This is a genomic window from Rhodococcus sp. D-6 (genome assembly GCF_040256695.1).
GTDB lineage: Bacteria > Actinomycetota > Actinomycetes > Mycobacteriales > Mycobacteriaceae > Rhodococcus > Rhodococcus pyridinivorans.
This window is the reverse complement of the sequence record NZ_CP132970.1, coordinates 374,184-392,097: the sequence shown is the minus strand read 5'-3', so window position 1 is coordinate 392,097 and position 17,914 is coordinate 374,184. Positions and strand designations below refer to the sequence as shown.

Annotated in this window: 12 protein-coding genes; 7 read left to right on the top strand and 5 right to left on the bottom strand. The window is 68.9% G+C overall.

Going from position 1 to position 17,914, the window contains the following annotated elements; all coding sequences use genetic code 11:
• Positions 1–3: 3 nt before the first annotated feature.
• Positions 4–1,023: an NAD(P)-dependent alcohol dehydrogenase gene (locus tag RBB84_RS01930; protein WP_064255791.1), complete on the bottom strand. Its 1,020-nt coding sequence runs from the start codon at positions 1,021–1,023 to the stop codon at positions 4–6.
• A gap of 128 nt (positions 1,024–1,151) precedes the next feature.
• Between RBB84_RS01930 and RBB84_RS01925 the strand changes: the two genes are divergently transcribed.
• The 7 genes from RBB84_RS01925 to RBB84_RS01895 all read left to right on the top strand — a co-directional run bounded on the left by RBB84_RS01925 (position 1,152) and on the right by RBB84_RS01895 (position 7,781).
• Entirely contained in the window at positions 1,152–2,219 is a 1,068-nt protein-coding gene (locus RBB84_RS01925; RefSeq protein ID WP_024103314.1) for a sugar-binding domain-containing protein, read from the top strand.
• Positions 2,220–2,270: 51 nt separating this feature from the next.
• On the top strand, positions 2,271–3,581 hold the full coding sequence (locus RBB84_RS01920; RefSeq protein WP_197481805.1) for a sugar ABC transporter substrate-binding protein: 1,311 nt from the start codon (positions 2,271–2,273) through the stop codon (positions 3,579–3,581).
• On the top strand, positions 3,578–4,543 hold the full coding sequence (locus RBB84_RS01915; protein ID WP_064255790.1) for a sugar ABC transporter permease: 966 nt from the start codon (positions 3,578–3,580) through the stop codon (positions 4,541–4,543). The genes RBB84_RS01920 and RBB84_RS01915 overlap by 4 nt, the downstream gene beginning before the upstream one ends.
• On the top strand, positions 4,540–5,430 hold the full coding sequence (locus RBB84_RS01910) for a carbohydrate ABC transporter permease (RefSeq protein WP_006550641.1): 891 nt from the start codon (positions 4,540–4,542) through the stop codon (positions 5,428–5,430). The genes RBB84_RS01915 and RBB84_RS01910 overlap by 4 nt, the downstream gene beginning before the upstream one ends.
• Positions 5,431–5,463: 33 nt before the next feature.
• Entirely contained in the window at positions 5,464–6,543 is a 1,080-nt protein-coding gene (ugpC, locus tag RBB84_RS01905; RefSeq protein WP_016693896.1) for a sn-glycerol-3-phosphate ABC transporter ATP-binding protein UgpC, read from the top strand.
• A 22-nt stretch (positions 6,544–6,565) separates the two neighbouring features.
• Positions 6,566–7,120 (top strand): sugar O-acetyltransferase, encoded by a 555-nt coding sequence (locus RBB84_RS01900; protein WP_064255789.1) that lies wholly within the window; start codon positions 6,566–6,568, stop codon positions 7,118–7,120.
• 76 nt (positions 7,121–7,196) lie between these two features.
• Positions 7,197–7,781, top strand: a complete 585-nt coding sequence (locus tag RBB84_RS01895; RefSeq protein ID WP_231911959.1) for a hypothetical protein — start codon at positions 7,197–7,199, stop codon at positions 7,779–7,781.
• A gap of 25 nt (positions 7,782–7,806) precedes the next feature.
• On the opposite strand, the gene RBB84_RS01890 is transcribed toward RBB84_RS01895, so the two are convergent.
• The 4 genes from RBB84_RS01890 to recC all read right to left on the bottom strand — a co-directional run bounded on the left by RBB84_RS01890 (position 7,807) and on the right by recC (position 17,900).
• Positions 7,807–9,234 (bottom strand): lipase maturation factor family protein, encoded by a 1,428-nt coding sequence (locus tag RBB84_RS01890; RefSeq protein WP_019287997.1) that lies wholly within the window; start codon positions 9,232–9,234, stop codon positions 7,807–7,809.
• A 139-nt stretch (positions 9,235–9,373) separates the two neighbouring features.
• Positions 9,374–11,251, bottom strand: a complete 1,878-nt coding sequence (gene recD / locus RBB84_RS01885; protein ID WP_064255810.1) for an exodeoxyribonuclease V subunit alpha — start codon at positions 11,249–11,251, stop codon at positions 9,374–9,376.
• Positions 11,252–11,259: 8 nt separating this feature from the next.
• Complete coding sequence (locus RBB84_RS01880) at positions 11,260–14,592, bottom strand: UvrD-helicase domain-containing protein (protein ID WP_064255787.1); 3,333 nt, start codon at positions 14,590–14,592, stop codon at positions 11,260–11,262.
• A gap of 14 nt (positions 14,593–14,606) precedes the next feature.
• Positions 14,607–17,900, bottom strand: coding sequence for an exodeoxyribonuclease V subunit gamma (recC, locus tag RBB84_RS01875; RefSeq protein WP_064255786.1), 3,294 nt, complete (start codon positions 17,898–17,900; stop codon positions 14,607–14,609).
• Positions 17,901–17,914 lie beyond the last annotated feature (14 nt).

The following is a 17,914-nucleotide window of genomic DNA, read 5'->3' as shown; positions in this document are numbered from 1 at the left end:
TCTTCAGTCCTTTCCCGCCGGATCGGTCACGTCCACGACGGCCTTGATGTTTCCGGGTGTCCGATCGGATTCGAGTGCGTCGGCGGTCTTGTCGAGGGGGAACCGGGCGGTGACCATCGAGTCGAGATCGACCCGTCCCGCCCCGAGGAGCGCGAGCGCGGTCGGCCACGTGTTCGCGTAGCGGAACACGCCGGTCAGGATCAGTTCGCGGTTCTGGACCCACTGCACCGGCAGGGTCATCGTCTCGGCGCCGGATCCGACGAGGACGACAGTGCCGCCGGGACGGACCGCGCGGATGCCCGAATCGACGGCGGAGGGGGCGCCGGACGCGTCGACGTAGGCGTCCACACGCAGGGCCGACGGGTCGTCGACGCGGGGATCGAGCGCAGCGCTCGCCCCGAACGACAGTGCGGTCTCGCGTCGTCGCTCGTCGAGGTCGGTGACGACGACCTCGACCGCACCGAAGGCGCGCGCGACCTGTGCGACGACGATGCCGACGGGCCCGGCACCGGTGACGAGGACTCGTGAGCCGGCGGTGACACGGGCCTTCCGGACGGCCGCGATACCGACCGACAGCGGCTCGCACAGGGCGGCGGCATCGTCGGACACCATGTCCGGAACGGGATGCGCGAAGGCCGCCCCGATGGTGACGTACTCGCACAGCGCGCCGTCGACGGGCGGTGTGGCGTAGAAGCGCATGTGCGGGCACAGGTTGTAGTCGCCGCGGCGCGTCTCCTCGGTGAGCGGGTCGGGGCGTTGCGGTTCGATCGAGACCCGCTCGCCGATCCGGCTCTGCGGAACACCGTCCCCGACCGCGACCACGACCCCGGACGCCTCGTGGCCGAGCACGATCGGATCGGTCACGACGAACTCGCCGATACGTCCTTCGCGGTAGTAGTGCGCGTCCGAACCGCACACCCCTACGGTGGTCACCCGGACGAGGACGTCGCCGGGCTCCGGTGCAGGTAGTGGCCTTTCCTGCATCTCGATGCGGCCCGGTTCGAGAAGTACGGCGGCACGCATCGTGTCCGGGAGCGGCGGGCGAACTGTTGTGTGGGTCACACTGTGATGCTAACGTACTGAGCAGATGCACGCACCCCTGAGCAGATGCTCACGAAGCGTCCGAATACTGCTCACACCAAGGAGAGCTCGTGACCGCCCCCGGCCCCACCAACATCCCCGACACGGAGAGCCCGGTATCCACCGATGATCTCCGTCTCGCCGTGCGGGCCGCGACGCTCTACTACCTCGACGGACTCACGCAGGCCGAGGTGGCGCAGCGTCTCGGCGTCTCCCGTCCCACCGCCGGCCGGCTCGTCGCGCGCGCTCGCGCCCAGGGCCTGGTGCGCATCGAGGTCACCGTGCCACCCGCCTGGCGCGACGACCTGCACGCCGAGACCGAACGGGCACTCGAGGAGCGCTACGGGCTCGTCGAGGCCGTGGTGGTCGGGCGCCGGGTCGACGACGCGGGTCCGATCGAGGACTCCGCAAGCTTCACCGCCCTCGGGCGCGCCGCCGCCGGCCTGCTCACCCGCCGTCTCCGCCCCTCCGACACCCTCGGATTCACGTGGGGTCCGGAGACCGTCGCCGTGGCACAGGCCATCCCGTCGGGTGTCGCCAGTTGCGCCACGATCGTCCAACTCGACGGCTCCCTCTCCACGAGCACCTACCAGACCGGCACCGAGTTCGTCCTCGGCCGCTGCGCCGAACAGCTTCGGGCGCAACCGCTCCGGCTTCCCACACCGCTGTACGCCGATCCGTCCACGGTCGCGTCGATGCGCGCCGACTCGTTGATCTCCCGCACGCTCGAGGTCGGGCGCCGCGCGGAGGCGATGATCTTCGGTGTGGGCGCCGTGTCGACCTCGACCACCCTGTTCGAGGGCAGCTTCCTCGACACCACGATGCTCCACGAACTCGACGGCCTCGGTGCGGTCGGTGAGATCGGCGGCCGGTTCTTCCGTGCCGACGGCACCGCCGTGCACGGCGAACTCGAAAGCCGCACCATGTCGGTACCTCTCGACGACGTCCGCGACTGCCCCGCCACGATTCTCGTCACCGGCGGACAGTCCAAGCACCGCGCTGTACTCGGCGCTCTCCGAGGCGGTCTCGCGAACATGCTCGTCTGCGACATCGCGTGCGCCCAGTACCTGCTCGACCATCCCGACCAACGCCCTCGAGAACGGCACCCCGAAGGACGAGGCACCACCGAAATGAGGTAGACCATCGTGCCTACAGCAAGAAGATCCATCCGCGCGGCCGCGGCAGGAGCCGTGGCCCTGAGCGTCGCACTGACCGGTTGTGCCGGTGCAGGATCAATCGGTACGTCCGGCCGCACCGTCACCATCGCGATGGTGTCGAACTCCCAGATGCAGGACGCACAGCAACTCGCGTCGCAGTTCGAGGCCGAGAACCCGGAGATCGACCTGAAGTTCGTCACCCTCTCCGAGAACCAGGCCCGCGCCAAGATCACCGCGTCCACGGCGATGGGCGGTGGCGAGTTCGACGTCGTGATGATCAGCAACTACGAGACTCCCCAGTGGGCGGAGTACGGCTGGCTCACGAATCTGTCACCGTACATCGAGCAGACCGACGGCTACGACGCCGACGACATCATTCCCTCGCTGCGCGAAGCACTCTCGTACGAGGGCGATCTGTACTCGGTGCCCTTCTACGGCGAATCGTCGTTCCTCATGTATCGCAAGGACCTGTTCGAACAGGCCGGCATCACGCTGTCCGACCCGCCGACCTGGACCGAGGTCGCCGAGGCCGCAGCGCAACTCGACAGCCCCGACATCAACGGCATCTGCCTGCGCGGCAAGCCCGGCTGGGGTGAGCTGCTCGCACCGCTCGACACCGTCATCAACACCTTCGGCGGACGGTGGTTCGACGAGAACTGGAACGCACAGCTGAACAGTCCCGAGGTACGCGAAGCGGTGCAGTTCTATGTCGACCTCGTCCGCGAGTACGGTCAGCCCGGTGCCGCGACGAGCGGATTCAGCGAGTGCGCCACGCAACTCGCGCAGGGCCGGGTCGCCATGTGGTACGACTCCACCTCCGCCGTCTCGACCCTCGAGGATCCCGCGTCGAGCAACGTCGTCGGGAAGATCGGCTACGCGGCCGCGCCCGTCCAGGAGAAGGGCCCCTCGGGCTGGCTCTACACCTGGTCGCTCGGCATCCCCGCGAGCAGCGAACACACCGAGGACGCCTGGAAGTTCATCTCGTGGATGACCGACCAGCAGTACCTGCGCACCGTCGGCGAGCAACTCGGCTGGGAGCGGGTGCCGCCGGGCAGCCGACTGTCGACCTACGAGATCCCCGAATACGCCGAGGCTGCCGCGGCCTACGGCCCGATCACCCTCGAATCCATCGAGGGAGCCGACCAGCAGAACCCCACGGTCGACCCCGTCCCGTACACGGGCATCCAGTTCGTGGCCATCCCCGAGTTCCAGGATCTCGGCACCCGGGTCAGCCAGCAGATCAGCGCCGCCATCGCCGGACGGCAGAGCGTCGAGGACGCCCTCGACCAGGCACAGAAGTACGCCGAGGCCGTCGGCGCGACCTACCGGGAGAAGACGTCATGACCGCACCTGCAGCGCAGCGTCCCGCACCGGACGCCGACGAGCGCATCCGCGCCGTACGGGAAGCGAAGGAGGAGCAGATCTCCCGCGCCGAGGGATGGCGCCGGCGCGGCCCCCTGCTCCCGGCCCTGATCTTCACGATCGTTGTCACACAGATCCCGTTCCTGTTCACGCTGTACTACTCGACCCAGTCCTGGAACCTCGTCAGCCCCGGCTCCCGCCGGTTCGTCGGACTCCAGAACTACGTCGACGTCTTCCAGGACAGCCAGTTCTGGCAGGTCACCCTGAACACGGTGATCCTCATCGTCGGCACGGTCCTGATCTCCGTGATACTCGGGCTGCTTCTTGCGCTCCTGCTCGACCGGGCGTTCCTCGGCCGCGGTATCGCACGGACCCTGCTCATCACGCCGTTCCTCGTCACCCCGGTCGCCAGTGCACTGATCTGGAAGACGTCGATGTTCGATCCCGTTTTCGGCATCGTCAACTTCGTTCTCTCCCCCTTCGAATTGGGAGAGGTGGACTGGATCAGCCGGTTCCCGCTCCCGGCCGTGATGGTCGCGCTGGTGTGGCAGTGGACGCCGTTCATGATGCTGCTCATCCTCGCCGGCCTGCAGTCGATGCCCCGCGACATCCTCGAGGCCGGCCGCGTCGACGGCGCCGGAGCCTTCGCACTGTTCCGCGAACTGACGCTGCCGCATCTGCGCCGGTTCATCGAACTCGGCACCGTTCTCGGCGCGATCTACCTGGTGAACACGTTCGACGCGATCTACATGATGACCCAGGGCGGACCCGGCACGGCCAGCTCCAACCTGCCGTTCTACATCTACCAGCGCGCGTTCCTCGGCTTCGACATCGGCCAGGCCGCGGCAATGGGTGTCGTGGTCGTCATCGGCACGATCGTCATCGCCACCTTCGCGCTGCGCCTGATCTTCACATCGTTCACCGGCAAGGAGGAAGCGGCATGAGCACCACGGCCACGCAGCCGCAGGCTTCGGACACCACGGCACCCACCGGCCGTGTCATGCGCACGGCCCGGAAGCGCAAGAACCGCAAGTTCAATCCCTGGGGTGTGGTCGCGTGGATCGCCGCCATCGGATTCTTCTTCCCGGTCTTCTGGATGGTGCTCACCGCCTTCAAGCAGGAGGCCGACGCCTACTCCGACCCACCGAAGTTCTTCTTCACTCCCACCCTCGACCAGTTCCGGGCGGTGTTCGAGACCGGAGTGGGCACGGCCCTGCTCAACTCGGCCTTCGCCACGATCGTCTCGACGGTGCTGGTCCTGCTGCTCGGCGTGCCGGCGGCCTTCGCGCTGTCGCTGCGGCCGGTGAAGAAGACCAAGGACGTGCTGTTCTTCTTCATCAGCACGAAGATGCTGCCCATCGTCGCGGCGATCATCCCGCTGTACGTGATCGTCGCGAACGTCGGCCTGCTCGACAACATCTGGGCCCTGATCATCCTGTACACGGCGATGAACCTGCCCATCGCGGTGTGGATGATGCGGTCGTTCTTCCTCGAGGTCCCCGGCGAGCTGCTCGAGGCGGCGAGCATGGACGGCGCGAGCCTGTGGACGGCGGTGCGCGAGCTGATCCTGCCGCTCGTCTCCCCCGGCATCGCTGCGACCGCCCTGATCTGCGTGATCTTCTCGTGGAACGAGTTCTTCTTCGCCGTCAACCTGACCGCTGTTCAGGCGCAGACAATTCCCGTCTTCCTCGTCGGCTTCATCACCGGTGAGGGCCTGTACTGGGCCCGGCTGTCCGCCGCCGCGACGATGGCGGCGCTGCCCGTCGTGCTCGCGGGCTGGCTCGCCCAGAACAAGCTCGTGCGCGGCCTGTCGTTCGGCGCCATCAAGTAGACCCGATTCCTTTTACCAGCAAGGACTTCCATCATGGCCGACATCACCTACCGCAACGCCTCGTGCATCTACGAGAACTCCGACACCTTTGCGGTCGATTCGCTGAACCTCGACATCGAGGACGGTGAGTTCGTGGTCCTCGTCGGACCGTCCGGATCCGGCAAGAGCACCGCGCTGCGCATGCTCGCCGGGCTCGAGGACATCGACGAGGGGTCGATCTCCATCGGCGGCAAGGACATGACCGGTGTGCCGTCGAAGGACCGCGACATCGCGATGGTCTTCCAGAACTACGCGCTGTACCCGAACAAGACGGTCGCCGAGAACATGGGCTTCGCTCTGAAGATGCGCGGTGTGAGCGCTGACGAGCGGCGCCGCAAGGTCGAGGAAGCGGCGAAGATCCTGGACCTGACCCAGTTCCTCGACCGCAAGCCCGCCAAGCTGTCCGGTGGTCAGCGCCAGCGCGTCGCGATGGGACGCGCGATCGTGCGCGAGCCACAGGTGTTCTGCATGGACGAGCCGTTGTCGAACCTCGATGCGAAGCTGCGCGTGCAGACTCGCACCGAGATCGCGGCGCTGCAACGCCGTCTCGGCACCACCACCGTCTACGTCACCCACGACCAGGTCGAGGCGATGACGATGGGCGATCGCGTCGCCGTCCTGAAGAACGGAGTGCTGCAGCAGTTCTCCAGCCCCACCGAACTCTACGACCGTCCCGCCAACGCGTTCGTCGCCGGTTTCATCGGCTCACCGTCGATGAACCTGCTCCGCGCGAAGGTCGTCGACGACGGAGTCGTCGTGGGCAGCACCGTCATCCCCGTCGAACGCGACCGCATCGCGCGACTGCACTCCGCAGGCATCGAGGAGGTCACCGCCGGGATCCGGCCGGAGGACTTCGAGATCGCCGACGAGGGCGTCGAAGCCGTCGTCGAACTCGTCGAGGAACTCGGCAGCGAGTCGTACCTGTACACGCGGGTGCCCGGCACCGGCAATCAGGTGGTCGCGCGGGCCCTCGTCCGCACCCCCGCACGCCTCGCCGACACCGTGCACCTGCGCAAGCGCGAAGGTACGGTGCACCTGTTCCACGTCGACACCGGAGAGCGAGTGGGCGACTGACCCGGCGACGGAAGGATCCTCAGTGGGCGAGCAGAAGGAACGGATGCTGGCCGGCGAACTCTACATCGCCGACGACCCCGAACTCGCCGCCGACGCGCTGCGGGCGGCGCTGCTGACCGAGAAGTACAACGCGTCGAGTGCAGCGGATACGGATGCGCGTCGCGCACTCCTCGAGGAGTTGTTCGACTCGATCGGTGACGACGTGGAGATCCGGCCGCCACTGCAGGTGGACTACGGGTATCGGATCACCGTGGGGGACGGCACATTCGTCAACTTCGGCGCGATCATGCTCGACGTCGCGCCGATCACGATCGGCTCGGACGTGCAGCTCGGCCCGAACGTGCAACTCCTCACCCCCACTCATCCCCTCGATCCCGATCTCCGCCGCGCGAAGTGGGAATCGGCGCAACCCATCACGATCGGCGACAACGTGTGGCTCGGCGGTGGCGCAATCGTCGGACCGGGCGTCACGATCGGCGAGAACACGGTCGTGGGAGCCGGCGCGGTGGTTACCCGCGACCTGCCGCCGAACGTCGTGGCGACGGGCGTACCTGCTCGGGTGACGCGCCGGCTCTGAGCCGATCGAAGCCACCGCCTCCGAGTCGATCGGAGCGGAACTTGCGTCGATCCCGACGCTCGCTATGCTGCCCCGCATGATCAGTCGCCGCGCACGCCTCGTCAGCTTCGTCGTCGTCGCGGGTGCGGCACTCGTCACGGCAGGGTGTTCGCGCAGCGTTGAGGGTGAGGCCACCGCATCCGAAGCACCCCCCGAGCCGTCGAGCACCACGGCGACCTCGTCGGCGCCGACCACGACCGCGACCACCACGGCCGCACCGAAGCCGGTCGACCCCGACGACTACGCGGCGACCAGCGAGGGCGTGTACTACTTCGCCTCGCCGGGCGGGCAGTTCGGATGCGCCATCCTCGTCCACACCGCCCCCCTGACGGGCTGCCAGGGCACGATGCCGGCGAGTGCACCCCGGGTCCCCGGCAGCGGCGCGCCCGACGTGCTGGTGCCCGCGAACGCCCTGATGCTCGAAGGGGACGGCCCCGGAGAGTGGGTCAACATCGGCGACATCGCGTTCACGGATCTCGGAGGTGCCCCGAATACACTGCCCCACGGCAGCACTCTCACCGTTGATCCGTTCACGTGCACCGTCGACGAGAAGACCGCTGTCACGTGCGAGACGGACACCCATGGCTTCACCGTGTCGGAGACCGGTGGCGAGGTGTGGTGACCGCATCGGCGATCAAGGAGCGCGGTCAGGGCAGGTCGTCCCGCGCCATCGGCATCATGAAATCGCCGATCTCGTCCCGCATCCACCACTGGCGCGTCGCGCGTCGTTCGGCGCGCGTGGCGAAGCGGTAGCGGAACAGGCGGGCCCGCACCAGACGGGGCGGTTCGTCCGGGAACGGGTTGTGCCGGAGCAACTTCACGGTGGCCGGATCGTTCTCCAGCAGTTTTCCCGCGAACCGCGGGAACCACCCCGCGGCGTAGTCGCGCGAGATCCCCGCGAACCACATCAACCAGTCCAGACGCAGGTGGTACGGCGCGTACTGACGAGGCCTGCGATACACGTCGCCCGGTTTGCCCTTGAACTCGTACTCGCGCCACTCCGTCGCCGGTGTCACCACCGCATCGGTGGTGCCTTCGACGATCACTTCCCGCCGGGTGCGTGTGACGGTGCCGAACGCGCCGTAGGTGTTCACGAAGTGCCACTTGTTGAACGAGGCGTTCATCGCCTGCCGATGCGACATCAGATTCGACACCGGCCAGTAGCTGAGCACCGCGACCAGCACGGTCAGCGCCACCACGGCGACGGTGAACGCGATCGGTGTCGGACCGTAGGTCGTGGTGGAGTCGATCAGCAACCCGTAGAAGCTGTCGGGCACCACCGACAGCGCGATGACGATGGTGATCCAGTTGAGCCACGCGAAATTGCCGCTCGTCACCAGCCACAACTGCGTGACGATCATGATCAGTGCGGCGATCCCGGCGACCGGTTGCGGCAGGAACAATCCGAACGGCACGACGAGCTGGGTGAAGTGGTTACCCGCCACCTCCACCTTGTGCAGCGGCCGCGGGATCAGGTGGAAGTAGCGGCTGAGCGGGCCGGGCATCGGCTGGGTTTCGTGGTGGTAGTACAGGCACGTCAGATCGCGCCAGCACCGGTCGCCACGCATCTTGATCAGTCCGGCACCGAACTCCAGGCGAAACAGCAACCAGCGCAGCAGGATCAGCACGAGCAGCGGGGGCGCGGTATCGGCGTTGCCCAGGAAGATCGCGAGCACACCGCCCTCGAGCAGCAGCGACTCCCAGCCGAACGAGTACCAGACCTGGCCGACGTTGACGATCGACAGGTACAGCAGCCACATCACGAACCACACGAGCATGCAGACCACGAGCGGCAACTGCTCGGTGACACCGAGCACCGTCACCACCGACAACACGAGACCCACCGCGGCAACCGCGGTGAACAGAGCGTCGGAGTATCTCCAGTGGAACAGGCTCGGCGACTGCCGGAACGATGTGAGCGCCAGGAAGCGCGGGGCGGGAAGGATGCCGCGTTCGCCGATCAGCGCCCGGAACTGCAGCAGGGCCGCGAGGAAAGCCACGGCGTACAGCACCGCGAGTCCACGGGTGACCAGCAGCCGCCCGATCGTGTACCCGTCCGCGTCCAACCAGTCCATCGCTCGGCTCGTTCGTCGTCTGTCGTGCGCGCCATCTCGAGCATGCCACGTCCGGTTCGCCGACGGAGACAGTGTTGCGACGATGGGTCGACGGGATCGGGCCTCGTCCTCACTCGATACAGGTGCGGAGACCGACCGGCTACACGCGGATCTCCCGCCGCAGCCCACTCGCTCGGAGCACCTGCCGTGCCACGCCCGCGCGTACCGCATCCTCGGTCCCGATGATCCGCACGTGCGACCGCGCACGCGTGATCGCGGTGTACAGCAGTTCGCGGGTGAGCAGCGCCGATCCGGAATCGGGCAGCACCACCGAGACGGTGCCGTACTGACTGCCCTGGCTGCGGTGGATCGTCATCGCGTAGACGGTGCTCACCGCCGGGAGCTGACTCGGGCGCAGTTCGAACGGCGTCTCGCCGCGTGCGAACGCCGCGACGAGTTCGTCGCCGCGCCGCACGACCACGCCGGTGTCGCCGTTGTAGATCTGCATGTCGTGGTCGTTCGCGGTGACGAGCAACGGTCGGCCCGGATACCAGCTCTCGGGATCGAGTCGCTGCCCCGCGGCCTCCCCGATCCACTCGGCGGCCTGCCGCGCCCACCACTGCACGCCGGCCGGGCCGTCGCGGTGCGCGCACAGCAACCGATGTTCCTCGAACCGCTTCAGCGCCGTCTCGACGTCCCCCGTCTCGGCGGACTTGGTGACCTCGGCGGCGGAGCGGACGATGTCGTCGCGTAGGGCGTCGAGGTCGGAGGGGGCCACGAACGAGACCTCCGGGTCGCCCCTGCGCAGGATGTCGAGCACCTCGTCGCCGGCGCCCTTACGGACGGCCACCGCCAGCTCGGCGATCGCACCACCGAAGCGGCGGCCGCGACTCAGCCGCACGACACCGCCACCGAGCCGGGCGCGTTGGGCCGGAGTGAAGGCCGCCTCGGCGGGGTCGTCGGCGGCCGCCACATCGCGGGCGACGACCCGTTCGAAGACCGGATCGAGGGTGCCGCTGACCGGGCGCCCCACGAGGTCGGCAAGCACCGCACCGGCGTCGACCGAGGCGAGCTGGTCGGGGTCGCCCACGAGGACGAGCCGGGTGTCGGGCCGCACCGCCTCGAGCAGGCGGCACATCATCGTCAGCGACACCATCGACGTCTCGTCGACGACGATCACGTCGTACGGCAGGTGGTTGCCCGCGTGGTAGCGGAAGCGGGTGCGGCCGCGCTGCCAGCCGAGCATCCGGTGCACGGTCATGGCGGTGAGATTCGGCGGCAGACCCAGCTCGGTCTCCTGCTCGCGCACCGATTCCTGGAGGCGCGCAGCGGCCTTGCCGGTGGGAGCGGCCAGGCCGATGCGCAGTTCGTGTCCGTACAGGCGGGTGAGCAGCGCGAGGATCCGCGCCACGGTGTGGGTCTTGCCGGTGCCCGGCCCGCCCGCGATCACCGTGGTCGGTCGGGTGGCGGCGAGTGCCGCCGCGACGCGCTGACGATCGGGTGCCGGCGCGGGCCGGGAGGGATCGTCGGGATGGTGGAACAGCTCGTCGAGTGTCGTCGCGATGCGCTCCTCGTCGAGGTCGGGGAACGTCGCCGTGCGCTCGGCGAGCACCCGGCGGATCGTCTGCTCCTGCCGGAAGTACCGGTCGAGATACAGCAGCGGACCTTCCGCGGTATCGACGAGACGCAGCGGACGCAGAGGTCCGCGGTCGCCACCGACCACGAGGGGGCTGCGACGCAGCGCCGCGAGCACGTCCTCGTCGCGAGGCCACGGCAGGCTCGCGGGGTCGACGACGGGATGGCCGTCCGCGTCCTCGTCGACCGTGACCTCGCGGAAACGGGTGAGGTCGAGGCACACCGACCCGGATCGCACGGCACGCACTGCCAGCGCGGTGGCGAGATGCACGTGCGGGTCGTCCTCGCCGCCGAGCGCCGCGAGTCGCAGGGCGACGTGCACGTCGGCGGCGGAGAGTGCGCCCACCTCGTTGAACTGCCGCAGAGCGCCCTTGCCGCGCTGGGCGATCCGAACGTCGGTCATGGACTCGATCACGAAATCATGGCCTTTCCGGCGAGGAGGTCGGACAGGTCGGTGACGAGATCGGCCGGCGGATGCCAGTCGAACACGCCGCTGCCGGGTGGACTGTCCGGTCCGGCCATGCCGCGGACGAACAGGTACTGCACACCACCGAGGTGGACGTGCGGGTCGTAGTCGCGCATCCGCCACCGCAGATAACGGTGCAGGGCAACGGAATAGAGCAGAGCCTGCATCGGATAGTGCGCGCGGAGCATCTCCGCCGCCATCGACTCGCGGGTGTAGTGGGCGGTGGTCAGTTCGTCGACGGGCGCGAGCCGGTTGGTCTTGTAGTCGACGACGACGAATCGCGGACCGTCGGTGCGCAGCACGGCGTCGATACTGCCGTTGAGGTAACCCCGCAGCGGCACGGACTCGAGGGTGCGCACCAGATCGGCGTAGGTCGCCATCGGATCGTCGGCGGGCAGGTGCCGGCGCAGCAACCCACCGACCGCGTCGAGGGTGACGGTGACGGGCACCGGGCTGTCGCCTCCGGTGAGCGGCAACTCGAAGTCGAGTTCGGAGAGCCGGTCGGACGGCGTGAAGTCGGCGAGGGTCCGGCCGAGTGGCCCGAGCGGGGTGCGCATCACCGGGAGCAACGCCGCCGCGAGCTGGACGGGGTCGATCGGCGACATCTGGCGTCGCACCGTCTCGTGGCAGCAGTCGAGCAGTTCGGCCTCGAGGTCGGCGGCGGAGGTGTCGACGACCTCGAGGACGGCGTGCACCAGCGTGCCGAAGATCGTGCCGCCGGGCAGTCCGTTCATCGGTGACGGAATGCCTTCGCGCGCCGCTTCCGGTGCGCTCAGCGGAGGCTCGGCAGGCTCGTCGGTCGTCACCGGTTCCTCCACCTCACCGCTCACCACGGGCGCATCGTGCACCGAGGCGGTGAGCGCCGAATAGGAGGTCCTGCGCCAGTTCTCGTCGACGACCCGATCGAAGCGCGCGGCGGCGAGTGGGCCGGTCTCCACGCGGGGGCGGGTCCAGCGCAACACCGGAATCGGGTGCGGCCCGACCGCTTCGGCGGCGATGACCCCGTCGGCGCGCGCGGCCCACCGGTCGAATTCCTCGGCCATGGCCTCGTCGTGGCCGATCCGGCCTTCCGCGGAGACCTCTGCCGAACCGGGATCGCGGGCGAACAGCAACCGGTGCAGCGGAGACCGCGAGGTGGGGGTGGACGGCGCCCACCAGAGGGTGAGCGCACACTGCGCGCGCGTCACCGCCACGTACAGCAGGCGCAGTTCCTCTCCCGCCTCCTCGAGTTCGTGCTGACGCCGCCGCGCGACATAACCGGGACCGCTCTTGCCGCCCACATCGAGGATGCGTCGGCCGTTCTCGTGCAGCAGCAGCTTGTCGGGCTCGGGGTTCTTCGCGGCATCCCACCCGTACGGGACGTGGACGACGGGGAATTCGAGTCCCTTGCTGCCGTGCACGGTGAGGATCTGGACCGCCGCGGCGTCGCTGTCGAGGCGCCGGATCCGGTCGGCTCCACCTCGGTCGGGGTCGTTGATGCGATCCTCGAGCCAGCGGGTGAGTGCGGCCAGCCCCAGCGACTGTGCCGAGGCGACGTCCTCGAGCAGCTGTGCGACGTGCCGGATGTCTGTGAGGGTGCGTTCCCCGGACGGCTGATCGAGGAGGCGGGCCTCGACCGAACCGAAGGACGCGAGGCGTTCGAAGACGGCGGCGAAGCCGGTGCGGGCGTAGACGTCGTTCAGTTCGCGGAGCAGTCCGCCGACCTCCACGACCAGCGCTTCGCCCTCCGAATCGATGTCGGTCATCGTGCGGCCGAGCAGCGGGGTGAGCGCGGCGAGCCGGACGCGATCGGCGCGATGGGGCTGCTCGAGCGCATAGAGAACCCACAGCCAGTGCTGTGCGGACGGTGTGGCGAACACACTCGTGCCCCCGGCGACCACGCACGGCACGTTCGCCTTCGTCAGCGCGTCGTGGACGAGCGTCACCTGTTTGTGTTTGCGCACGAGGACCGCGATGTGCCCGGGTTGCACACGCTCGGGCCCGGAACCGAGGTCGACGGTGACGTTCTCGTCGTCGAGCAGGCGCACGATGTCGGCCGCCACGTCGCGAGCGACCCGCCCACGTAAGCCGTCGAGGTTCTGCGGGAAACCCCAGTCGTTGAGCGGACCGGCACCGGCGCGGGGCAGGTGACGCACCCGCAGGGACGCGATACCCGAAAGCCGGGAATCGGCGGCTGCCGCCTTCACCGGGTTCACCACGATGCGGGGATCACCGAGAGCCGCACCGAGATGGACGTGTTCGAGCGCCCGGACGAGATCGCCGTCGCTACGCCAATTGGTGGTCAGCTCGCAGTAGGTGTCGGATTCGGAGACGGCGTCGAGATAGCTGAGCACCTCCGCGCCGCGGAAGGCGTAGATCGCCTGTTTCGGGTCGCCGACGAGCACGAGCGTGCTGTGCCCGTGGAACGCCCGGCGCAGGATCTCCCACTGCTTGGGGTCGGTGTCCTGGAACTCGTCGACGAGGACGACGGAGAAGCGCGCACGCATCCGCCGGCAGGCGGCGTCGCCGTGCTCCGGATCGCCGAGCACCGCGTGCAGTAGGGACAACTGGTCGTCGAAGTCGCGCAGTCCGAGCCGGCGCTTGCGCCGTTCGACCTCCTCGCGGACCGCACGCGCGAATTCCACACGCTCGCCTGCCGCGGTGCCGTCGGCGTCGTTCGGTGCGAGTTCGGCCTGCGGGTCGAAGATCGCCTCCTTCGCGGCGACGGCCGCCTCGGCGTAGGTGATGGGGGCCTGTCCCCTGCCGTAGCGCCGCAGGTAGAGATCGTCGACGACCTCCACCCGCAGGTCGTCGACGTCCTCGACGACCGTGACGTCGGGTTCGCGTTCACCGGCGATCCCGAGTTCGTCGAGCATGCGGCGGCAGAAGCCGTGCGTGGTGGAAATGGTGCCGGAGTCGAAGTCGGACAACGCCTGTCGTAGGCGGGCCCGCCGCGCGTCGACGTCCTCGCTCGCGAGATGACGGACGAGCATGTCGGTGCTCGCCCGCGCACTCTCGGGATCGGCGAGGGCGGTGGCGACCTGCGCGAACCGGTTCCGGGTACGTTCGCGCAGTTCCTGCGTCGCAGCCCGGCTGAAGGTGACGAGCAGCAGATCCGACAGGTGGGCGCGCCCTTCGGCGACGAACCGGGTGGCGAGCCCGACGATCGCGTACGTCTTCCCCGTTCCCGCGCTGGCCTCGAGAACGGTGGTGCCGCTCGGGAGCCGGCCGAGCAGATCGAAGCCTGCCGGCGGCGGACCGCCCGCGGCGCGCGGATCGGTGATGGCGGTATCGGGCACGCTGCGTCCTTCTCTCACGGGCGTCCCTGGTTCTCGGAGGCGAGCAGGGGTTCCCACAACCGTCGGGCGAGCACACCGAAACGGGTGGGGTCGTCGAACCAGCCGGCCTCGACACCCTCCGGTGCGTCGGCGGTGAGCTGCCCGAACGTGACGTCGGGCCCGTACAGATACTGCACGTGACGGTCCTTGCCGTCGCCGAACGCGCCACCGAACGCCTTCCCGGCGGCCGACAGTGCCATCTCCACGGAATCACCGCGGTGGCGGCGATCGGCGTACTCGGCCGACGCGTCCGTCACGAGCGGCAGCGGCCGGCACAGTCCACGATCGCGCAGATCGACGAGTGCGGCGAGCAGCGCGACGGGATCGGCGGGAGCCAGAAGGGTCGAGCGCCAGGCCGGATACGAGCGCGAACGGCTGCGCCCGGTGGTCACCGCACGCCACTGTCCGGGATGACCCGAGGCGACGACGGCGAGCAACCGGATCCATGCTTCAAGCCGGTGTTTCGGGGACAGCTTGGAATAGGTGCTGCGGGCCAGTACCTCGCCGTGTACACCTCCGACGGTGCCGGTGAGCCGACGACCGTCGCCGAGATCGACGCGGATGTCGACGGTGCGGGCCTGCCCGGTGTGCACACCGGCGCAGGCGTGCACGAGGCGGTCGACGTTGTCGCTCACCGCGTCGAGGGTCCTGCGGCCGAGCGCGAACGGCGGGAGCGTGCCGCGACGCCATTCCGCGTCCTGGAAGGCACCCGCGGACATGCCCGCCAATCGCGCTTCGAGCATGCGGTCGCCCAGTTGCCACTGAGCGAGACCGTCGAGTTCGACGTCGAGTGCGTCGGCGATGCCCTCGTCGGTGTCGGGGATCCGCAGACCGAGTCGCTGCCGGAGGAATCCCTGCGTCGGATGTGTCAGGAAGGAAACGAGTTCGTCGAGATCGACATCGGTGCGTGCCGGGGCCGGAAGGTCGTCGACGAGGAGCGCACCCGACCGGTCGCGCTCCACCGAACCTCCTTGTCCGGCACGGGCTCCCGCGAGTGCGGTGACACCGAACCCGAACGGGTCGTCGGCCCGGAAATTGCGCGGATCGAAGGGCTGCAGGGGATGTCGCCGCACGATGCGCTCGTCGTCGACGTCGACTCCCGTCATCGTCGACACCACGTCGCGCACCTCGGTGAGCGGAATCGCCGGTGGGCGCAGTGCTCCGGTGACGGCGTCGGCGCCGGTGTGGAACAACAGCACACGCTCCTCCGCGGCCATCAGCGCGTCGAGCAGCAGCTGCCGGTCCTCGCTGCGCGGATCACGCTCTCCCACACAGGGATTCTGGGTCAGGACATCGTCGCCGTCGATGTGGGCCGTGCGAGGGAAGACGTCGTCGTCGAGACCGAGGAGAACTACCACGCGATGGGGCACCGAGCGCATCGGCACCATCGTGCACACGGTCAGTTCGCCGGTACGGAAGTTCGAGCGCGACGGACGCCCGGCGAGCCGGGAGGAGAGCATGGACCGGACGTCGCTCAGGGACAACTGCGTGTCGCCGGCGTGCTCGACGGCGTCGCCGATCTCGCGCCGCGCGCGGGTGAGCTGCCATGTATCGGCGGCGGGAACGTCGGCGAGCAGATCGATGCCGTAACCGAGTTCGTCCGACCACCGCCCCGCCGGGTGCGGGCCGCGCAGCCGGAGCAGCACCACCGTCAGCCGGTCGATGAACTCGGCGAACCGCCCGGCGAGGTCGATGTCGTTGCTGTCGACGTCGTCGAGGGGCAGCGACAGGGACAGCCACTCCCCGTCCGCGCCGTCTGCGGCGACACCGAGCAGGATACGGTCGAGTGCCGCACCGAAAGTGTTCTGCATGAAGTCGCCGAGGCCGAAACTCTTGCGCTGCCACGGGCCGAGACCCCAACGGGCACCGGTCTCGGTGGTCCACTCCTGCATGCGCTCGAGTTGATCGTCGTCGAATCCGAACTTGCGGCGCACCGGGGCGGAGGCGGCGAGATCGAGGACTTCGCTGGCGGTGACCCGGCCGTCGGCGAGCGCGAGCAGTTCGGACACCACCGCAAGGATCGGATCGGTGCGGCGCAGGCCGCGATCGGCGAGACGGACCCGCAGCGTGTGGCCGGGATGCTCGCCGACCCCGGCACCGAAGGCGGCATGGACGAGCGGCGCGTACGTCTCGACGTCGGGGCACATGACGACGACGTCGCGCGGTTCGAGCGTGGGGTCATCGCGGAACAGGTGCAGCAGGCACTCTCGGAGCACCTCGACCTGCCGGGTGGGGCCGTGGCAGGCATGGATCATCACGGTCCCGTCGGGCGCGGCCGATCCGTTTGCGGGGGCGCGGTCGTCGCGGAGATCGGCCTGCAACCGGCCGAGGAGCGTCGCCGGCGGCCGGGGTGAGGGATGCGGAAGGTCGGTGCACTCGAGGCCGGAGAGCCGGCTCTGAAGTTCGCGCACGTCGCGGCCGAGCGCGGCCAGCAGCGGGTGCTGCACCCCGAGAGCGCTGTGGTCGTCGGCGCGACGCATCGACTCCGGACGCCGGGTCAGTCCGTCCCACATCACCGGGCTCGGATGCGGAAGCCAGATGTGCACGTCGCGGTGGTGCCCGAGCGCGGTCAGCACCTCGACGAGGACGGTGTCGAGGCGGGTGGGACCGAAGATCGAGAGTCGTTCGGGCAGGTCGACGACGTCGGGGTCGTCTCGCAGCCGGCCGCACAGTTCGTCGAGTCGCTGCGACGGGCTGTCGACGCCGATGCGGGCGCGCAGCCGTCGCCACACCTCGGCTTGCCAACGCAGATGGTCGTCGAGAGGCGCACCCGTGCCGTCGGTGTCGTTCCCCGCCGCCCACTGGGAGATCATCCCGGGGCGCTGGAGTCCGTAACTGCGGAGAAGGCCGGTGAGATGCGCTGCGGTGGCGTACCGGCGTCCGGCCCGGTGGTCGTCGGCGCCGTGACCGAGATGCCGCGCGAGGGTGGCGCACCACGGTTCGCCGACGCACTCGTCGATCACCCCGAGCAGCGACCACAACATGCGGGAGGGATGCCACGGATCGTCGTCGGCGGTGATGCCGGAGGCCGCGGCGAGCGCTTCGTCGACGAGGCGGGACGGGGACGGGAAATCGATGTTGGCGGCCACCCCGTCGCCGGCGGAGGAACCGAGCATTCCCGACAACCGCTGGGTGAGCCATCTTTCGACACCGCGTGCGGGCACCGCGACGACCTCCCGCGCGAACGGATCGTCGAGGGGCTCGGCGAGCACCTCGGCCAGCGCATCCGCCAGGATGCCGGTGCGCTCGGCACGGTGCAGTATCAGCACGCGTCGCTCCCCCT

What these genes read in the sequence shown, in the direction of transcription:
- ugpC (WP_016693896.1), top strand. Translation starts at nt 5,464, where the DNA reads ATGGCCGACATCACCTACCGCAACGCCTCGTGCATCTACGAGAACTCC.
- RBB84_RS01930 (WP_064255791.1), bottom strand. Translation starts at nt 1,023, where the DNA reads ATGCGTGCCGCCGTACTTCTCGAACCGGGCCGCATCGAGATGCAGGAA.
- RBB84_RS01910 (WP_006550641.1), top strand. Translation starts at nt 4,540, where the DNA reads ATGAGCACCACGGCCACGCAGCCGCAGGCTTCGGACACCACGGCACCC.
- RBB84_RS01895 (WP_231911959.1), top strand. Translation starts at nt 7,197, where the DNA reads ATGATCAGTCGCCGCGCACGCCTCGTCAGCTTCGTCGTCGTCGCGGGT.
- RBB84_RS01890 (WP_019287997.1), bottom strand. Translation starts at nt 9,234, where the DNA reads ATGGACTGGTTGGACGCGGACGGGTACACGATCGGGCGGCTGCTGGTC.
- RBB84_RS01915 (WP_064255790.1), top strand. Translation starts at nt 3,578, where the DNA reads ATGACCGCACCTGCAGCGCAGCGTCCCGCACCGGACGCCGACGAGCGC.
- recD (WP_064255810.1), bottom strand. Translation starts at nt 11,251, where the DNA reads ATGACCGACGTTCGGATCGCCCAGCGCGGCAAGGGCGCTCTGCGGCAG.